Source organism: Salinibacterium sp. SWN1162 (assembly GCF_015864675.1).
Taxonomy (GTDB): domain Bacteria; phylum Actinomycetota; class Actinomycetes; order Actinomycetales; family Microbacteriaceae; genus Rhodoglobus.
Window position 1 is genome coordinate 1,789,336 of record NZ_JADYWT010000001.1, and the last position, 17,014, is coordinate 1,806,349.

At 59.9% G+C, this 17,014-nt stretch carries 20 protein-coding genes; 11 read left to right on the forward strand and 9 right to left on the reverse strand.

The window, feature by feature from the left end; translation table 11 throughout:
• Position 1 precedes the first annotated feature (1 nt).
• The 3 genes from I6E58_RS08410 to I6E58_RS08420 are packed head-to-tail and all read right to left on the reverse strand — an operon-like array spanning position 2 to position 1,373.
• The gene (locus I6E58_RS08410) at positions 2-838 is read right to left on the reverse strand and encodes an SURF1 family protein (RefSeq protein ID WP_197132218.1); all 837 of its coding nucleotides are present in this window, start codon (positions 836-838) and stop codon (positions 2-4) included.
• Complete coding sequence (locus I6E58_RS08415) at positions 835-1,023, reverse strand: hypothetical protein (RefSeq protein ID WP_307842044.1); 189 nt, start codon at positions 1,021-1,023, stop codon at positions 835-837. Before I6E58_RS08415 ends, I6E58_RS08410 begins: the two co-directional genes overlap by 4 nt.
• A 50-nt stretch (positions 1,024-1,073) precedes the next feature.
• The gene (locus I6E58_RS08420) at positions 1,074-1,373 is read right to left on the reverse strand and encodes a DUF3099 domain-containing protein (protein ID WP_197132221.1); all 300 of its coding nucleotides are present in this window, start codon (positions 1,371-1,373) and stop codon (positions 1,074-1,076) included.
• 69 nt (positions 1,374-1,442) lie between these two features.
• On the opposite strand from I6E58_RS08420, the gene I6E58_RS08425 reads away from it, so the two are divergent.
• Positions 1,443-2,165, forward strand: a complete 723-nt coding sequence (locus I6E58_RS08425) for a beta-ketoacyl-ACP reductase (protein ID WP_197132224.1) — start codon at positions 1,443-1,445, stop codon at positions 2,163-2,165.
• Here the strand turns inward: I6E58_RS08425 and serB are convergent, their stop codons facing one another.
• A complete protein-coding gene (gene serB, locus I6E58_RS08430; protein WP_197132227.1) occupies positions 2,166-2,804 on the reverse strand; it encodes a phosphoserine phosphatase SerB in 639 nt (212 codons plus the stop codon).
• 129 nt (positions 2,805-2,933) lie between these two features.
• Between serB and I6E58_RS08435 the strand changes: the two genes are divergently transcribed.
• Positions 2,934-3,716: an ABC transporter ATP-binding protein gene (locus tag I6E58_RS08435; protein ID WP_129071409.1), complete on the forward strand. Its 783-nt coding sequence runs from the start codon at positions 2,934-2,936 to the stop codon at positions 3,714-3,716.
• Between the two features lie 73 nt (positions 3,717-3,789).
• On the forward strand, positions 3,790-4,041 hold the full coding sequence (locus tag I6E58_RS08440; RefSeq protein ID WP_100388998.1) for a type B 50S ribosomal protein L31: 252 nt from the start codon (positions 3,790-3,792) through the stop codon (positions 4,039-4,041).
• A 148-nt stretch (positions 4,042-4,189) separates the two neighbouring features.
• On the opposite strand, the gene I6E58_RS08445 is transcribed toward I6E58_RS08440, so the two are convergent.
• On the reverse strand, positions 4,190-4,888 hold the full coding sequence (locus I6E58_RS08445; RefSeq protein WP_129071408.1) for a 3'-5' exonuclease: 699 nt from the start codon (positions 4,886-4,888) through the stop codon (positions 4,190-4,192).
• A gap of 143 nt (positions 4,889-5,031) precedes the next feature.
• Between I6E58_RS08445 and I6E58_RS08450 the strand changes: the two genes are divergently transcribed.
• Both I6E58_RS08450 and I6E58_RS08455 read left to right on the forward strand, forming a co-directional pair.
• Positions 5,032-5,943, forward strand: a complete 912-nt coding sequence (locus tag I6E58_RS08450; RefSeq protein WP_197132230.1) for an alpha/beta fold hydrolase — start codon at positions 5,032-5,034, stop codon at positions 5,941-5,943.
• Complete coding sequence (locus I6E58_RS08455) at positions 5,940-7,061, forward strand: glycosyltransferase family 1 protein (RefSeq protein ID WP_197132232.1); 1,122 nt, start codon at positions 5,940-5,942, stop codon at positions 7,059-7,061. The genes I6E58_RS08450 and I6E58_RS08455 overlap by 4 nt, the downstream gene beginning before the upstream one ends.
• A 12-nt stretch (positions 7,062-7,073) precedes the next feature.
• On the opposite strand, the gene I6E58_RS08460 is transcribed toward I6E58_RS08455, so the two are convergent.
• Both I6E58_RS08460 and I6E58_RS08465 read right to left on the reverse strand, forming a co-directional pair.
• Positions 7,074-7,706, reverse strand: coding sequence for a histidine phosphatase family protein (locus I6E58_RS08460; protein WP_197132235.1), 633 nt, complete (start codon positions 7,704-7,706; stop codon positions 7,074-7,076).
• A gap of 55 nt (positions 7,707-7,761) precedes the next feature.
• Positions 7,762-8,592, reverse strand: coding sequence for a Sir2 family NAD-dependent protein deacetylase (locus I6E58_RS08465; RefSeq protein WP_197132238.1), 831 nt, complete (start codon positions 8,590-8,592; stop codon positions 7,762-7,764).
• Positions 8,593-8,644: 52 nt separating this feature from the next.
• Here I6E58_RS08465 and I6E58_RS08470 point away from each other — a divergent pair, with 52 nt between their 5' ends.
• From I6E58_RS08470 to I6E58_RS08480, 3 genes are all read left to right on the forward strand, one after another.
• On the forward strand, positions 8,645-9,478 hold the full coding sequence (locus tag I6E58_RS08470) for an RNA methyltransferase (RefSeq protein ID WP_231595180.1): 834 nt from the start codon (positions 8,645-8,647) through the stop codon (positions 9,476-9,478).
• 34 nt (positions 9,479-9,512) lie between these two features.
• On the forward strand, positions 9,513-10,739 hold the full coding sequence (locus I6E58_RS08475) for a D-alanyl-D-alanine carboxypeptidase (RefSeq protein WP_307842045.1): 1,227 nt from the start codon (positions 9,513-9,515) through the stop codon (positions 10,737-10,739).
• A 111-nt stretch (positions 10,740-10,850) separates the two neighbouring features.
• Positions 10,851-11,957 (forward strand): acyl-CoA desaturase, encoded by a 1,107-nt coding sequence (locus I6E58_RS08480; RefSeq protein ID WP_197132241.1) that lies wholly within the window; start codon positions 10,851-10,853, stop codon positions 11,955-11,957.
• 117 nt (positions 11,958-12,074) lie between these two features.
• On the opposite strand, the gene I6E58_RS08485 is transcribed toward I6E58_RS08480, so the two are convergent.
• Positions 12,075-12,836 (reverse strand): SGNH/GDSL hydrolase family protein, encoded by a 762-nt coding sequence (locus I6E58_RS08485; RefSeq protein WP_197132244.1) that lies wholly within the window; start codon positions 12,834-12,836, stop codon positions 12,075-12,077.
• Between the two features lie 154 nt (positions 12,837-12,990).
• On the opposite strand from I6E58_RS08485, the gene I6E58_RS08490 reads away from it, so the two are divergent.
• From I6E58_RS08490 to I6E58_RS08500, 3 genes are all read left to right on the forward strand, one after another.
• Entirely contained in the window at positions 12,991-13,254 is a 264-nt protein-coding gene (locus tag I6E58_RS08490; RefSeq protein ID WP_197105618.1) for a GlsB/YeaQ/YmgE family stress response membrane protein, read from the forward strand.
• A gap of 140 nt (positions 13,255-13,394) precedes the next feature.
• A complete protein-coding gene (gene dinB / locus I6E58_RS08495) occupies positions 13,395-14,642 on the forward strand; it encodes a DNA polymerase IV (RefSeq protein ID WP_197132247.1) in 1,248 nt (415 codons plus the stop codon).
• Between the two features lie 84 nt (positions 14,643-14,726).
• Positions 14,727-16,496 (forward strand): DEAD/DEAH box helicase, encoded by a 1,770-nt coding sequence (locus I6E58_RS08500; RefSeq protein ID WP_197132250.1) that lies wholly within the window; start codon positions 14,727-14,729, stop codon positions 16,494-16,496.
• A gap of 167 nt (positions 16,497-16,663) precedes the next feature.
• Here I6E58_RS08500 and I6E58_RS08505 read toward each other — a convergent pair whose 3' ends face one another.
• On the reverse strand, positions 16,664-16,867 hold the full coding sequence (locus I6E58_RS08505; protein ID WP_100389010.1) for a cold-shock protein: 204 nt from the start codon (positions 16,865-16,867) through the stop codon (positions 16,664-16,666).
• Positions 16,868-17,014: the final 147 nt, after the last annotated feature.

A 17,014-nucleotide genomic window follows, 5' to 3' on the forward strand; every position in this document is an offset into this window, starting at 1 on the left:
CTCAGGAGTCGAGCAAAGCGTCTTCGATGTCGGCGTCAGTGGGGCCACGTTTCTCCACTTTAAGGCGACGCTTCTGTGCACGCTCCTGCTCAGCGGGATCGTCTTCGTTGATCAGGCGATACTCCTGGCGCACGGCCCAGCCCAGCCCGATGAACGCGAGCACTCCAAACGCCACCCACTGGAATGCATACGAGAGGTGCGCTCCCTCATCTAGCAGCGGCTTGGGGTAGGCGAGCGGTCGGACCCCAGCGTCGGGATCTTCCGTTGCGAGCAGCCCGTAAGCACCCGTGAAGGTCGGATCATCGAGCAACTCTGCGATCGCAGGCAAGTGGATGGTAGCAATTTGACCCTCCGGAGCGGAACGCCCGAACACGGTCGGTTCGCTCGGTTTGAGCCTCAGCACAACGTCCACACGGCCTGTCGGAGCCGCGGGCACGGAATCCGGTGCATCTTGGCTATTACCCGACGGCACCCAGCCGCGGTCGACCACGATGACCTGACCGTTGTCGAGCTGCAGAGGAACGAGGACTTCGAACCCGGGCTGGCCGCCATAAGGACGACCTCGAACGAGGAGTTGCTCATCTACGAGGTACTCGCCGCTCACTGCCACCGGCATCCACTTGTTGTCATCATCGAACTCGTTGAGTTCGGGCATAACCGCGTCGAGGGTGCGGGGAGCGGATTCCCAGTTCTCGCTCACGCGCGCAACTTCTGTGGCTGCCTCCTCCCGGCGATCGAACTGCCAGTGCGAGAGAAAGACGCAACCGATAGCGAACACGATGACCAGTGTGAGGTAGCCGAACCAGCGACTAGACAGTACGAAGCGCCATTTTTTCACGCGGCACCACCATCGGGAAGAACGCTCATGGGGGAGTCGAGATCACTGACGAAGACAGGGAACCCACGGGTGGCCAGATAGTCACGAAGGAATTCCTTATGCTCGCCGCAGGCAAGCCAGATTTTCACGCGCTCGGGACCGTGAATACGCGGATTGCGCCAGTTGACGTTGAACTGTGCTGGCACAACACACCCAGCGCGCGAACACTGCTGAATGCTCGGGCCACTCTCTCCGATCACCGAGCAGCCTCATCCGATCCGTTGCCAAGAAAAGAATCACGCGAATCGAGCGCGAACTGCCCGGGGACGCTCACTGCGCCTGAGCGCCGCGTCTCGACATTCGCCAGCACCACAGCGACATAGGGCAACACCACCGCACCGAGAACGGGAAGCACTAGCCACCAACCACGAACAAAGACGCACAGCAATACGCACACAACGCGAATCGCCATGGCGATGGAGTAGTTGATGACGCGGCGACGACGCTCATCATCCGGCCGCTCAGGGAGCGACGTGATCGACTCAGGAGTGTTCATTGGCTTTCTTAGGTTGCCGAGATTGTTCCCTAAGCCTACGCCGCCGTTGGCGACTATATGCTGGGAACCATGAGCAGCACAGCAACTGAATCACGAATCGTCCTTGTCACTGGCGGCAACCGCGGCATCGGTCGGGCCATCGCCGAAGAATTTGTGGCTCAGGGGTACCGCGTAGCCGTGACGGCACGCTCGGGCACCGGCCCCGAGGGGACCCTCACCGTGACGGCGGATGTCACAGATGCCGCGAGCATTGATAGCGCTTTCAGCGAAGTCGAAGCGAAGCTTGGCCCCGTGGAGATCGTCGTCGCCAACGCAGGAATCACTCGCGACATGCTGCTGATGCGCATGAGTGACGACGATTTCACCGACGTACTAGACACCAACCTCTCCGGAGCCTTTCGCGTCGTGAAGCGTGCCTCGAAAGGCATGATGAAGGCTCGCTTCGGTCGCGTCATCCTCGTGTCGAGCGTTGTGGGACTTCTCGGCTCGGCCGGCCAGGTCAACTACTCCGCGTCGAAGAGCGGTCTCATCGGACTCGCTCGATCGCTCACCCGAGAGCTGGGCAGCCGCGGAATCACAGCGAACGTGGTTGCTCCCGGTTTCATCGAGACCGATATGACCGCGGCTCTCGCCACCGAGCAGCAGGCTGCCTACCTGAAGCAGATCCCCGCCAACCGTTTTGCTAAGCCCTCTGAAGTAGCAAAGGCAATCACGTGGTTGGCTAGCGACGACGCTGGATATATCTCCGGGGCGGTCATCCCCGTCGACGGTGGTCTAGGAATGGGCCACTAACTAGCCGCGCAAGCCCAACAGCGGCAAGACGGCGCTCAAATCTCGAGCGTCGATGTGGACATCGGCATTAGCGCGAACGATGGGCTTTGCGGTAATGCCAATGGACAATGCTGCTGCCTCCATCATCCGGAGATCGTTCGCACCGTCGCCAATGGCGATGGTGCGCGAGAGGGGAATGCCGGAGTCGGCTGCCCACTCGCGCAAGGCCTCGGCTTTTGCCTGGGCATCGATGACAGGCCCGAGTACCGCACCGGTCAAGGCACCATTGGCGACCTCAAGTCGATTTGCTCGCGCATAGTCGAGCCCCAGTGTCACGGCGAGCGGATCGAGAAGCTCGTGAAAGCCACCGGAGACAGCGGCAACACGCCCGCCGGCATCCTTCACCCCGCGGATGAGGTCGTCAGCACCGTGAGTTACGCGAATTTCTCGAGCGCTTTCAGCGATAGCACTCACCGACAGCCCCGCCAGAGTCGCAACTCGCGCTCGAAGACTCTGCTCGAAATCGAGCTCGCCGTTCATCGCTCGCGCAGTGATTTCTGTCACTTGCGGCTCTGAACCTGCACGGGCCGCAAGAAGTTCGATGACTTCGTTCTCGATCAGCGTCGAGTCAACATCGAAAACTACGAGAAACTGTGCCAACGCGGGGTCCCTTCTCCGTCGTATTTCAGCCGTGGACGCGCTGTCCGGACGACTTCATCCGTCAGACTATCGGGATCGCCCTCCGCGCCTCGCCCACAGCCGGCTGCGAAGCCATAGAATGAACGCATCATGGCTAGCGTTCTTTCATTCACCGACGTCACCGTCACTCGAAGTGGCAACACGATTCTCGACTCCGTTTCTTGGAGCGCGGATGCTTCTGACCGGTGGGTGATTCTCGGCCCCAATGGAGCAGGCAAGACCACGCTGCTTCAGCTCGCGGCCGCTCAGGTTCATCCGAGCTCTGGCGAAGTCACCGTGCTCGACAGCACGCTTGGCAGTTCAGACGTTTTCGACGTGCGTCCGCGGATCGGGTTCTCTTCGACGGCTCTCGCCCGACGCGTGCCAGGCAACGAGCGAGTTATCGACGTAGTGCTGACCGCTGCCTATTCCGTCACTGGCCGTTGGAACGAAGAGTACGAGAACGTTGACATTCGTCGCGCTCGTCGCGTGCTCGCGGAGTGGAGCCTGTCTCACCTCGAGGAGCGTCGTTTTGGCGATCTCAGCGACGGTGAACAGAAACGCGTGCAGATCGCACGCTCGGTCATGACCGACCCAGAAATTCTTCTTCTCGATGAGCCGGCAGCGAGTCTCGACCTCGGCGCCCGAGAAGAGCTCGTTCAGTTGCTCAGCGGATACGCGCAAGCCGACACCGCCCCGGCAATCGTTATGGTCACCCATCACGTGGAGGAGATTCCTCGCGGATTTACCCACGCGCTGATTTTGACCGAAGGATCTGTGCACAGCGCCGGTAAGATTGACGACGTTGTTACCTCAGAGAACTTGAGTGCCGCTTTCGGCCTCGAACTCATCATCACGAAAGACGCCGGCCGCTACACCGCACGAGCCGCCTAATCCTCTGATAGGCTTGTGTGTCGGTCCGCGTGACCGCCTACGTCTTTTTTCATCCAGAATCCAGGGAAATCCAATGAAGTCCGAGATCCACCCCACGTACGCGCCCATCGTTTTCCGCGACCTCGCGTCTGGTTCCACGTTCCTTACCCGTTCGACCGTCTCGAGCGACAAGACGATCGAGTGGGAAGATGGCAACACCTACCCCGTGATCGACGTTGAAATCTCGTCGGAATCTCACCCGTTCTACACGGGCAAGCAGCGCATCATGGACTCCGCCGGACGCGTGGAGAAGTTCAAGAACCGCTACAAGGGCTTCGGCAACTAGTAGTAGTCAGTTTTGTCTGAAGGCGATCGGTTATCCGGTCGCCTTCAGTCGTTAAGACGCTACTCCAGGCCGAGTCGCGGGTCGCGCCCAACGACGAATGCGCAGCGCCCCAGGCTGCTGCGCACTTCGATCGTCGAAGCAGCTAAGGCTACTGGGGGAGTGAGCGAACCGGCCAGTCTGGATTAGCGACGAAGCTGTGGTCGCCCTTAGACGAGCGCATGTAATCCTGAAAACTCGCGGCTTGATCGGCGTACCAACGCTGCTGTTGCGAATGCAGCTCACCAAACGGGATGCTCAGTTGCTCGCCGTACTTGGCTAGTAACGCCAGAGCTACCCTGGCTGCGGCGATCGCATCTGATCCGGCGTCGTGTGCGTCGTCGAGCGAGACGCCGTAGAGCGCAGAAGTAACTTCGAGAGTTCGCTTACCTCGCCGATAACGGTCGACCGCCTTGTCGATGACCAGTGGATCGATCACGATGTACGGCTCGGCAAGGCTGTCGAGTGAGTGACGGCGGCACTCGCGATCGAGCAATGAAAGATCGTACGGCGCGTTGTAGACCACCAGGGGGATACCCAGAGCGCAGGTCACTTTGAGGGTCTGAACAATCTCAGCAACGACTAGGGCAGCATCCCGACCTTCAGCTTGAGCCCGTTCGGTCGAAATTCCGTGGATAGCCGCTGCTCCCTCAGGAATTTCGATGCCAGGATCGGCGAGCCAGTCCCAACGGGAAATGACCGAGCCAGAGGCGTCGACAATTGCTATACAGGCAGAGACGATACGGCTGCTCTCGACATCGACGCCGGTGGTCTCAAGGTCAAAGGTGGCTAGGGTGCCGGAGTTGCTCATGCACTCAGCGTAGGGCGAGACACTGACACCGGGAACTCGGCTCGCGGTACTCCTGACGTAAGCGCTAGCCCGTACGGTGATCAGTGGCGGTCCGGTCGCACTCAATGCGACCAACTGCCTCGCGACTGCATAAGATTGTCTGAATGAAGCCCGCATCGCCCTACGGAGCACTGCTCGACGCCAATCCGGCGAGACGCTCCGAGGTGGCAGTGCTCGGAGCGTCCACCCACTACTGGGAATACGGGCCCGCCGATGCCGACACGGTACTGGTTCTCGTCCACGGATTCCGCGGCGATCATCACGGCCTCGAAGCCGTCTGCGCCCACATCCGCGGCATCCGCATCATCAGCCCGGACCTGCCGGCTTTCGGCAGCTCCGAGCCGTTGGAGGGGTACGTTCACGATATCGACGGCTACGCCCGCTGGCTCGAGGCTTTCGTGGAACAACTCGGGCTCAGCGGCCGCGCCTACATTCTTGGGCACTCCTTCGGATCGATCGTTGTATCCGCGGCGCTTGCCCGTGGACTGAACACTCCCAAGCTCATACTCGTGAATCCCATTGCGGCCCCCGCGCTGGCTGGCCCCAATGGCGTGCTGAGCAGGATCACCCTCTGGTTCTATCAAGCTGCACGGGCTCTGCCCCTGGCAATCGGCTCGTCCATGCTCAGCAACTGGCTCGTAGTGCGCGTCATGAGTCTCGCCATGGTGAAGACCAAAGATCCCGAATTGCGTCGCTGGGTACACCAACAGCATCACGCCCACTTCAGCAGTTATGCCGACCGGGACAGTCTGCTCGAAGCGTTCGAAGCGTCAATCGGGTCGGATGTCAGCATGTACGCCGAGCAAATCACCGTTCCTACCCTCCTTATCGGCGCCCGCAACGATCCCATCAGCCCGGTTCCTGCTCAGGAGCGAGTGCACACACTCTTCGCCGACTCCCAACTCGCCATTTTCGACGACGTCGGTCACCTCATCCACTATGAACGGCCGCGTGAAGCTGCCGAACTAATCGTCAGGTTCCTCGGTGCAGGAACAGTTGCGGAGCCTCGCTCATGAAGATCGTTTTCGACTGCCGTTACACGCGCATCGGGCGCCACGACGGGATCAGCCGGTATGGCTCACGTCTCGTCGAAGAGATCAGTAAATTGCACGCCGTCACGATGCTCATCTCTGACACACGCCAGTTGGAGCTTTTACCCGACCTGCCGTGGGAAATGGCGTCGTCGCCGACCGGCATTCTCGAACCATTCGTCGCGCTGCAGGTCAACAAGCTGACGCCGGATGTCGTGTTTACTCCTATGCAAACAATGGGGCCCTTTGGGCGCAAATACGCGCTCGTCACCACAGTGCACGACCTCATCTACTACAAGCACCCCACTCCGCCCCACAACTTGCCCGCTGCGGTGCGCGTAATGTGGCGCCTTTATCACCTCACTTGGGCTTTCCAACGCGCGTTGCTGAATACAGCGGATGGGCACGTTACGGATTCCCACACCACCCGCGACCAAATGCTCGAGCACAACCTCACGCGCAACCCGATCGCTGTTGTCACTTTGGGCACAGATAGCCCGGAACAGTACGTGCCCCGGGCTGCGCCCACGACCCGCGAGCTTGTGTATATGGGCTCCTACATGCCGTACAAGAATGTCGGGCTCATTGCTCGCGCGCTTCACGACCTGCCCGGCTACACACTGCACCTCATGAGTCGCGTAGACGAGACCACCAAAGCGCAACTGGTGTCGCTCGCTCCGCCCGCAAGCCTGATCTTCCACAACGGCGCCAGCGATGAGGTTTACGCCGAGACCCTGTCTCGCGCGACCGCTCTCGTCTCTGCTTCTCGCGATGAAGGTTTCGGTTTGCCGCAAGTTGAGGCAATGGTTCTCGGAACCCCTGTACTGCTGAGCGACACAGAAATATTCCGCGAGATCTCTGGTCCGGCCGCCGGTTTCTTCAGCCCTGACGACGCTTCAGAATTAGTGCGCGAAGTGAAGAAGCTCGAGGACCCCGCGACGTGGCAGGCGCGCTCTACAGCCGCGCGAGCGCGGTCAGCGGAATTCACGTGGAAGAAGGGTGCCGCTACGTTGCACAAAGCACTCGAAGATGCGGTCGCTGCTCGCAAGGCAAAGAAGAAGAAGAAGAAGAAGAAGAAGAAGAAGAAGAAGAAGAAGAGCTAACGAAAACTGCTGTTAGGGAGCAGCGCTCTCGCGGCGAGCAAGAGCGTTCTGAGCAGTGAAGTCATCGCCGCCCTGGCGCTCCGATTCTTCTTCGATGGGATCGTCGAAGTCGATAAGCGTCAGCGAGCCGTCGTCGTGACGGAAGCTGTGCACCGACCCGTTTGCGATACGACCGTGCGGATGGTCGGATGCGACGGCCGCGAGAACGGCGGCGATGACGCCTCCGTGGGCAACCACGATGATCGACTCGCCGTGATGCTCCTCAGCGAGCGTCACGAGCGCGGGGAGGACCCGCTCAACAACAGACTCTCGCGTTTCGCGACCCGGAACCTCAACATCCGCGGAGTAGACAGCGTCGATCTCCTCGGCGGTGTGACCTTCTGCGACTCCATAATTGCGTTCGACGACGGCAGCAACGGGGGTGGGAGCAGGAAGCCCCACCGCTGTTGCGATGATTTCCGCGGTTTCCATCGCCCGTGAAAGTGGGCTGGCAAAGATTCCGTTCCACTGGCGCCGCGCCAGCAGCGCACCGGTCGTGCGCGCCTGAGCACGACCCGTCTCATTGAGCGGGATGTCGGTGCTGCCTTGAATGCGTCGTTGCAGGTTCCAGTCAGTCTCTCCATGCCGCACGAGATAGATGAACACGAAACTCCATTCTCAACACCGGACTCAGCGCGGGTGAGCTGAGCCGCGGAGGTTATTAGGCGGCGAGACGTTCCACGAGCTCGCAGAGAACCGCAGAAGCGCCACCGTCGATCTTAACGTCGGCCCGGCGATCCGCCTTCGTGGAACCGCGATTAATGATCACCAGCGGAATCTTCTTACGCATCGCTCGTTCGACTAGACGGATGCCGGAGTTCACCACCAATGACGATCCTGCGACGATCATTGCTTCGGACTGATCCACGAGTGCTGCCCCGAGCTGAAACTTTCGGGTCGGCACGAACTCGCCGAAGAAGACGACATCCGGCTTCAACAGTCCACCGCAGACAGTGCAGTCGGGAACGATGAAATCCTCGACGTTGTGTACGTCGGCGTCGCCATCCGGGTTCAGCGTATGAGAGTCGGATTCCTCGAGCCACGGATTGAGTTCAGAAATCCTGGCCGCGAGGGGAGTGCGGGCAAAATACTGACCGCACCGCAAGCAGCGTGCGCGGTCGATGCTGCCGTGCACATCGACGACACGCTTCGAGCCCGCTCGCAAATGCAAACCGTCAACATTTTGAGTGACAACGCCATTGCTGATCCCCAGTCGCTCGAACGCGGCAAGCGCCTCATGACCATTGTTAGGAGTAGAGGCCGCAAATCGCTTCCAGCCGAGATGACTGCCCGCCCAATACCGTTGGCGGAATTCTGCCGAACTCTGAAACTGCTGAAACGTCATCGGATTGCGCACAGCGGCACCTTCACCGCGATAATCGGGTATGCCCGAATCGGTGCTGATACCAGCGCCGGTGAGTACGCTAATGAGCTTGCCCTGAAGAAGCTCGGCAGCGCGATCAATATCGCTGCTGAGCGTAAGTGTGTTCACACTTCAAGCGTAAGCACTTCGAGCACGATAAGCGCCATGAGAGATTCACCTGATGGCGAAACCGCACAGTTGGGAACACACCGTGAACGTCATCCGAGTCACCGATCTCTCCGATCCTCGCCTCAGCGACTTTGCCAACCTCACGGATGTCGCCCTGCGTCGTCGCACCGAACCCGCCGGCGGTCTCTACATCGCAGAGTCGTCAAAGGTCATCGCCCGTGCACTGCGGGCCGGGCATCAGCCGCGCGCCATCCTCGTTCTTGAACAGTGGCTTGACGATGTGGCAGAGCTGCTCGGCGACTCCGATACACCGGTGTACGTGGGGGATTCTGACGTGCTTGAGCAACTGACAGGCTTCAATCTGCACCGCGGCGCTCTCGCATCGATGCACCGCCCCGTTCTCTCTACGGTTGCAGAACTGGTGAAGGATGCACGCCGCATCGTCATTCTCGAAGACATCGTCGATCACACCAACGTCGGCGCAATCTTCCGCTCCGCAGCCGCGCTGGGAGCAGATGCCGTGCTCATCACACCACGCTGCGCCGATCCCTTGTACCGCCGCAGCGTACGCGTGAGCATGGGCACGGTGCTGCAGGTGCCGTGGACCCGAATCCCGAACTGGCCCGAAGATGCCGCTGAGCTCAAGGCTGCAGGCTTCCATCTCGCTGCGCTCGCCCTCAACGACGACTCCGTCGATCTCGACGCCTTTGCTGCAGATCCACCGGAGAAGGTTGCGCTGATTCTCGGCACCGAAGGCGATGGTCTCTCGCTCAGCACCATCAATACGGCGGACACCATCGTCAAGATCCCCATGATGCATGGCGTCGATTCCTTGAACGTCGCTGCGGCTAGCGCGGTAGGCATGTACATGCTTCGAGCCCGCTAGCTTTTCGCCCGACGTCACCTGCTAGCGTTATCCGGTGCCGCTGACCCAACGCCAAATGTATCGCCGCCGCCGTATCGTCGTATTTTCCGCGGTAGCGGTCGTGCTGGCCATGACGTTCTACCTCCCGCTGACGTTGCTGGCTCCGCTCGGGGAGGTTTCGGCGACCATCCTGCCTGTGGAAGAACCCGTACTGGCTGAACCGGAGATCTCAACCCCCAGCTATGGTGCTTCGGCGATCGGCGCGCTCGACCGCCCCGGCGTACTTGCCCAGGGAGGGAGCGCCGACCCGGTTCCGATCGCATCAATAACGAAGATCATCACGACGCTGGTCGTTCTCGACTCGAAACCACTCCAACTCGATGAAGCAGGACCGACGATAACGTTCGACGAGACCGACGTCGATTTCTACTACGACCAACTCGCGCAGGGCGGTTCGATCGCGCCGGCGTATGCCGGTCAGCAGCTCTCGCAGCGGGACGTAATGACGGCCGTATTGCTTCCCTCAGCGAACAACTATGCTCAATCGCTCGCGAACTGGGCGTTTGGATCAGAGGGCGCGTTCGTTACCGCCGCGAACGCGTGGCTCACAGAGCACGGCCTCACGAACACCACCGTCACTGAACCATCAGGAATTCAAGAGACCAACCGAAGTACGGCAGCAGACCTCACCGAACTTGCCCGCTTAGCGATAAGCAACCCAGTGATCGCTCAGATCGTCTCCACGTCATCCGCCGAGATTCCCGGGATCGGTTCGGTGAGCAACAGCAACAAACTGCTCGGGATTGATGGTGTAGACGGAATCAAAACCGGAACCCTCGACGTGGGCTGGTCATGTCTGCTTTTCTCGGCCGATGTGACCGTGGGCGATAAGGTAATCACCCTGGTGGGCGCTGTTGTTGGGGGGCCAGATCATCCAACCATCAACACTGCGATTCGAGAGCTCATCGCTGATGCCACCGCAGGCTACACGGTGGTCACCCTCGCGAGCGATGGTGAAGAATTCGCCGAATATGACACGCCGTGGGGCGATGAAGCTGCGGCAGTATCCGAATCGACATTAGACGCCGTGGTGTGGGGTGAAGACGAGATCACCGCCACCGTGGCTCCGACGTCGATGCGCGCCGCGGATGCGGGGGAGAGCGCGGGAACAGTCGAGTTTCAGGTCGGTAGTGAGACTTTTAGCGTGCCTCTGGTACTGAGTGACGACGTCGACGACCCGGGTGTTTGGTGGAGACTGACAAATCCGGCCGCAATGTTTTAGTTATCGAATAAACACGCCGCTCACAGGCGTCCGCGATAAGGTGGAGTGTATCTGGAGCACCCGCTCGCTTGTCACATGACTGGGAAGTCATTCGAAAATATCTGAGGTCACGTGAGTAGTTCTCTCTCAGCCGATCCCGTACGTGTAATTAAGACTGGTCCCCGCGGCGTCGGTAGCCAGATGAGCGATTTTGCCTCGCTCTTGCGCACTGTGCGCGAGGCCGGCCTGCTGCGTCGCAGTAAGCGCTTTTACATCACCACTTTTGCCGTCATTACCCTCGCCATGGCTGGCGCTTGGGTCGGCTTCGCGATGCTCGCCGGCACGTGGTACATCCTCCTCATCGCAGCGGCGATGGGCATCATTTTCACCCAATACGCGTTCTTGACCCACGAGCTGGCTCACCGCCAAGTCTTCCAGTCGAGCAAGCTCAACGACACCCTCGGCCGATTGATGTCCGACCTTGTCGTCGGTATCAGCTATGCCTGGTGGATGAACAAGCACTCGCGTCACCACGCGAACCCCAACACAGTCGATAAAGACCCGGATATTGAAACCGACTTCATCATCTTCCAGAAGGAAAAGACTGTCGGGCTCAAGGGCATTACCAAGTTCATGGCTAAGCGCCAGGGCTACCTGTTCTTCCCCGCGCTACTGCTTGAAGGGTTCAACCTTCACTCCCACGCCTTCCAGGAAGTCTTCAACTTTAAGAAGAAGGTCGACAAGCGTTGGCTGGAGATCACGCTGTTGCTGGTACGCAACATCGGGTATCTCGCGATCGTGTTCAGTTTCCTCCCTCTCGGAATGGCCTTCGCCTTCCTCGGAGTGCAGATGGGAATCTTCGGTCTGTACATGGGCGCTTCGTTCGCGCCCAACCACAAGGGAATGCCGATTCTGCCCAAGGGCTCCAAAGTCGACTTCCTGCGTCGTCAGGTTTTGACGAGCCGCAACATCCGTAGTGGGCACTTCATGAACCACTTCATGGGCGGCCTCAACTACCAGATCGAGCACCACCTGTTCCCCACCATGCCGCGCCCGCACCTGCGACGCGCCCAGGAAATGGTGAAGGAATATTGCAAGACCAAGGACATCAAGTACACCGAGGTCGGTCTCTTCACGTCCTACGGCATCGTTATCCGCCATCTCAATGAAGTTGGTTTGAGTGCCGACGGCGATCCGTTCGACTGCCCCGCAGCAGGACGCACCGGCTACAGCGGCTAGTACTGCATAAGTTCAGAAAGAAGGCCCCCACCCATTCGGTGGGGGCCTTCTTTGCGTGCGGCTCAGGCTTTGAGGGCCGCTCAGAGGCGACGAGCGGCACGCACCGCCGCTCTGGCCTCAGAACCCGGGGCGCTTAGCCGTAATGTTGTCACCTGAGGACTGGTGGCGCACCCGCCGCAAGACCCAGGGCACCAGATGCTCCCGAGCCCACCCCATGTCTTCGACGCGCGCGTGGCGCCACCGACGCGGCGGCAGCGGCTCCGGCTGGAAGGGCTCTAGGTCGTTCTCAACATTGAGAGCCGCGAGAACCATGCGGGCGACCGTGTGGTGCCCCACTGCGGAGAAATGCAGTCGATCCGGCGCCCACATGCGGGGGTCTCCTAGCTCGCGGAGTGACCACATGTCGGCAACGATCGCGTCATGACGCTGCGCGACCGCACGAATGTTCTCGTTGTAGATCGCAACTTTGCCACGCATTCGATTCAGAACCGGAGTCATACCGATGTCTGGGCCAGTGAAAAGCACAACTGTGGCTCCATCGCTACGCAGCTTACCCACGAGCTCGTCAACTCGACCGGCGACCTCGTCCGCATCCGATCCGGGGCGGATGATGTCGTTACCACCCGCAGACACACTAATGAGGTCTGGTTTGAGCTCGAGCGCCGGTGTGAGCTGCTCGCTGGCGATTTGATTGAGCAGCCGGCCACGAATGGCGAGATTCGCATAGGCGAAGTCAGCTTTTTGTGAACCGAGCACTTCCGCCACGCGATCCGCCCAGCCGCGATTACCGCCGGGGGAGGCGGGCTCTGGGTCTCCGATGCCTTCGGTGAACGAGTCACCGATAGCGACATATCTGTTCCAAGGATGTTCGTGTTGCATATAACTACCCTGTCTCAAAATTTCACTGTGCGCTACCCGAGTAGTTCCTGAGAGCAGCCTGAGTTGGTTTGCCCCCCATGCAGGGCACGTGGTTAAGTCTTCTTTGTTGGTTTTCACATCGAAAACTACTTGAACACCGTTTGGAGAACACACAATGGGAATCATCGGTTGGATTGTCCTAGGACTTATTGCCGGCGCTATTGCTAAGGCTATTCTCCCCGGACGCCAAGGCGGCGGTTGGCTCGCAACGCTCCTGCTCGGTGTAGTAGGAGCTCTTGTCGGCGGATTCGTCGGAGGCGCCATCTTTGGTATCGGCCTCGAAGAGTTCTTCTCGATCGAAACCTGGCTCGTCGCTATCGGCGGCTCGGTGCTCGTGCTCTTCCTCTATGGTCTGATCACGCGCGGCTCACGTCGCTAAACACTCTTAGCTAGACAGCTTCACAAATAGGGCGGTGCACTTCGGTGCACCGCCTTTTTGCGTCCGCACAACGTCACCGGGCGCGGGCGCCGAGTCGATGGCGAAGCTCCAACGTCAGCGGCACCTGAGATAATAGGCACATGGGTAAGCAAGACGGTCGAACGCGGCACGTAACCGCGGCGGACGTCGATGACAGCACCGCCACGATCCTCCATGTAGACATGGATGCGTTCTTCGCCTCCGTGGAGCTTTTGGATCATCCGGAGCTCGTGGGTAAGCCCGTCATTGTTGGGCACAACTCGGTGCGATCCGTGGTCACCGCAGCAACATATGAGGCCCGCAAGTTCGGTGTGAACTCGGCAATGCCTATGGCGCTGGCACTTCGCCGGTGCCCCCACGCCATCGTGCTCGAGCCGCACTTCGAGCGTTACCAGCATTTCTCTTCGGTCGTCTTCGACATCTGTGACCAACTCACCCCCAAGGTCGAACGCCTCGGCATCGATGAAGCCTTTTTGGATGTTGCAGGAGCCCGTGCGATTTATGGTTCACCGATCGAGGTGGCCACTCTGCTGCGAAAGCGCGTGTTCGAAGAAACAGGGCTGGTGTGCTCGGTCGGAGCCGCCGCGTCGAAGTACGTAGCAAAAGTGGCTTCCGGGCTTTCAAAGCCTGATGGACTTCTGGTTATCCCGGCAGATAAGACCGTCGCTTTTCTTCACCCCCTTCCCATTTCAGCGCTCTGGGGCGTCGGCGGCAAGACTGCAGAGGCCCTTCAGCAGCGCGGGCTAACGACCATCGCGCATGTCGCGCACGCCGACCGTGACACTCTGATGCGTGCCGTCGGCGAAGCAGGAGCGGTTAAGCTGCACAATCTCGCTTGGGGCAATGACCCTCGACCCGTTGTCGAACGAGCAGCCGAGAAAAGCGTGGGTCACGAGACCACGTTCGAATACAACGTGCTCGATGCCGACGAGATCCGTCGTGAACTGCTTCGGCTCTGTGGAAAAGTCGCCGCCCGGTTGCGGGCTGGTGGAGTGGAAGCCCGCACCGTCGTGCTGAAACTGCGCTTCGAGGACTTCAGCACCATTACTCGATCTCGTAAGCTTGCCGACCCCACCGACCTCGGCCGCACATTGTACGAGACCGTGCGCGACATTTACGCTGACTTTGCGCGCGAGGGCCGCCCGGTGCGTCTCGTTGGCGTGCGCGGTGAGCAACTCGTCGAACCCGGAGGCGGGCAGATCAGCTTGTGGGATACGACCGATGGTTGGCGGGATGCCGAAGAGGCCATGGAGGCAGCATCCGCTCGGTTCGGCACCGGCGCTATCGGCCCCGCCCGGCTGCTCGGCTCCCAACGATCAGAGCGGCCCCGGCTTGGACAACGCGACTAGCTCTCGCCGCGAATCCCTCCCTCCTCGTCGAAATGCAGCCTGCCCGACCGCGGCTGTCAGAAGTGAACGGTAAAGTCTTATCAAGTGAGTACTCCATTGCCAGCCCCCACCGTGGGCACCTTCGCTGCGGAACATCTCTCGCCGTCGTACCCCGAGCGCGCCGCCCGCGGAACCGCGTCGAAACTGCGTGCGTGGCAGGCAGAAGCTCTCGACCTGTACTTCGACAAAGAACCGCGCGACTTTCTCGCGGCAGCAACACCGGGCGCAGGAAAGACGACCTTCGCGCTGCGGTTGGCCGTTGAGCTCATCGCCCGCCGTGAGATCGATCGCGTCACCGTTGTGGCACCGACTGATCACCTCAAGCGCCAGTGGGCAGATGCCGCCAACCGTGTCGGCTTGCGCCTCAACCCCTCGTTCTCCAACGGCGATGCATGGGGAGGCCGTCGTTTTCACGGCGTCGCCGTTACGTACGCGCAAGTCGCGATGAAAGCGTCATTCCACCAAGAGATCACTGATTCCGCCCGTACCATGGTAATTCTCGATGAGGTACACCACGGTGGAGATGCCCTCAGCTGGGGCGACGCGATCCACACTGCTTTCGGCCGCGCCACCCGCCGGCTTTCTCTCACGGGAACACCCTTCCGTAGCGACACCGCCCCCATTCCGTTCGTCACGTACGCGCCCAACCACGAGGGCATCCGCACGTCGGTAACTGACTACAGCTACGGCTACGGGCGCGCGCTCGAAGACGGCGTGGTTCGCCCTGTGATCTTTATGGCATACGCCGGCAAGATGAAGTGGCGCACTCGCATGGGCGACGAGATGGAAGCGCGCCTCGGAGAAGGCGACACGAAAGACGTCACGGCGCAAGCGTGGCGCACCGCACTCGATCCCAAAGGTGAGTGGATGCCGGCCGTTCTGCGAGCCGCGGATCGCCGTCTTAGCGAGATCCGCCATTCCGTTCCCGATGCCGGTGGGCTTGTCATTGCAACAGACCAGCTCGCGGCCCGCGCCTATGCCGCACTCATCAAAGACATCACGGGGGAGTCCGCGACAATCGTTCTCTCTGACGAGAAAGAGTCATCGTCGCGCATCGAGACCTTCGCTGAAAGCGATAGCCGCTGGATGGTAGCGGTTCGCATGGTGTCCGAGGGCGTCGACGTTCCGCGGTTAGCCGTTGGGGTTTACGCGACGTCGGCATCCACCCCGCTTTACTTCGCTCAGGCTGTTGGCCGTTTTGTACGTACCCGTCGGCGTGGTGAGACCGCGTCGATCTTCTTACCGAGCGTTCCGAACCTCATGAACTTGGCTGGCAAACTCGAGAAGGAACGTGATCACGCCCTCGATCGCAAAGAGACCGGCGATGAACTGCTTGATGACAGCCTTCTTGACGCGGAAAACCGTGAAGAAAAGACAAGTGACGAACTGGCGGATGAGTTCACGTGGGAGGCGCTTGAATCAGAAGCAAACTTCGACCGCGTGCTATTCGATGGTGCCGAATTCGGCTTTGCCGCCGAGCCCGGCAGTGACGAAGAGCTCGACTTCATTGGGCTTCCCGGAATTCTGGAGCCCGAGCAAGTACGCGAACTGCTCATGCAGCGTCAGAAACGGCAATCAAAGCGTGCCGAAAGCCGACCGAAAGCCGAACAACCCGCTCCGCTGTATCGCACGCTCAAAGAGCAGCGAACTCTGCTGAACAACCTCGTAGGCCGCAGGGCAAAGCTTTCTAACGAGCCGCACGGACTAATCCACGCGGAGCTCCGCCGCGTGTGTGGCGGTCCTGCGGTCGCCCAGGCCACTGTGACACAGCTGCAGACCCGAATCGATTACCTGCGCAAAGGCATCCACTCGTAGTAGCGGCGTTTCGTCACTCGGAGAGCTCTGAGAGCTATCCGAGGCGCTGAGGCTGAGGCTAAAGAGAAGTCGCGGATACCGCGTGCTCGCGAGTGTGGGCTTCGCTGTTAACAAGAAAACGCCCCCGGTATAGAACCGGGGGCGTCTTCATTACTGAACTATCAAGATCAGAGGGGGCGGATGTTCTCCGCCTGGGGACCCTTGGGTCCCTGTGTGATGTCAAACTCAACCTTTTGGTTTTCGTCGAGCGACTTGTAGCCATTTGTTGCGATGGCCGAGTAGTGGGCGAACACGTCAGGACTTCCATCCTCGGGGGCGATGAATCCAAAGCCCTTTTCTGCGTTGAACCACTTGACGGTACCTAGTGCCATTTAAAACTCCTCCAGGAGCGTTCTTCAGGCCCCGACAGTCGAGGCCGCATTCATGCCTTTATCTAGAACATGAACGATAAGACAAGGCTATAGCAGGAAAGCGCTGTATGTGGCATGTATTTCGAAAAAGTCACATAACGGTAATGA

What these genes read in the sequence shown, in the direction of transcription:
- I6E58_RS08420 (WP_197132221.1), bottom strand. Translation starts at nt 1,373, where the DNA reads ATGAACACTCCTGAGTCGATCACGTCGCTCCCTGAGCGGCCGGATGAT.
- I6E58_RS08425 (WP_197132224.1), top strand. Translation starts at nt 1,443, where the DNA reads ATGAGCAGCACAGCAACTGAATCACGAATCGTCCTTGTCACTGGCGGC.
- I6E58_RS08435 (WP_129071409.1), top strand. Translation starts at nt 2,934, where the DNA reads ATGGCTAGCGTTCTTTCATTCACCGACGTCACCGTCACTCGAAGTGGC.
- I6E58_RS08440 (WP_100388998.1), top strand. Translation starts at nt 3,790, where the DNA reads ATGAAGTCCGAGATCCACCCCACGTACGCGCCCATCGTTTTCCGCGAC.
- I6E58_RS08445 (WP_129071408.1), bottom strand. Translation starts at nt 4,888, where the DNA reads ATGAGCAACTCCGGCACCCTAGCCACCTTTGACCTTGAGACCACCGGC.
- I6E58_RS08450 (WP_197132230.1), top strand. Translation starts at nt 5,032, where the DNA reads ATGAAGCCCGCATCGCCCTACGGAGCACTGCTCGACGCCAATCCGGCG.
- I6E58_RS08455 (WP_197132232.1), top strand. Translation starts at nt 5,940, where the DNA reads ATGAAGATCGTTTTCGACTGCCGTTACACGCGCATCGGGCGCCACGAC.
- I6E58_RS08470 (WP_231595180.1), top strand. Translation starts at nt 8,645, where the DNA reads ATGGCGAAACCGCACAGTTGGGAACACACCGTGAACGTCATCCGAGTC.
- I6E58_RS08485 (WP_197132244.1), bottom strand. Translation starts at nt 12,836, where the DNA reads ATGCAACACGAACATCCTTGGAACAGATATGTCGCTATCGGTGACTCG.
- I6E58_RS08490 (WP_197105618.1), top strand. Translation starts at nt 12,991, where the DNA reads ATGGGAATCATCGGTTGGATTGTCCTAGGACTTATTGCCGGCGCTATT.
- dinB (WP_197132247.1), top strand. Translation starts at nt 13,395, where the DNA reads ATGGGTAAGCAAGACGGTCGAACGCGGCACGTAACCGCGGCGGACGTC.
- I6E58_RS08505 (WP_100389010.1), bottom strand. Translation starts at nt 16,867, where the DNA reads ATGGCACTAGGTACCGTCAAGTGGTTCAACGCAGAAAAGGGCTTTGGA.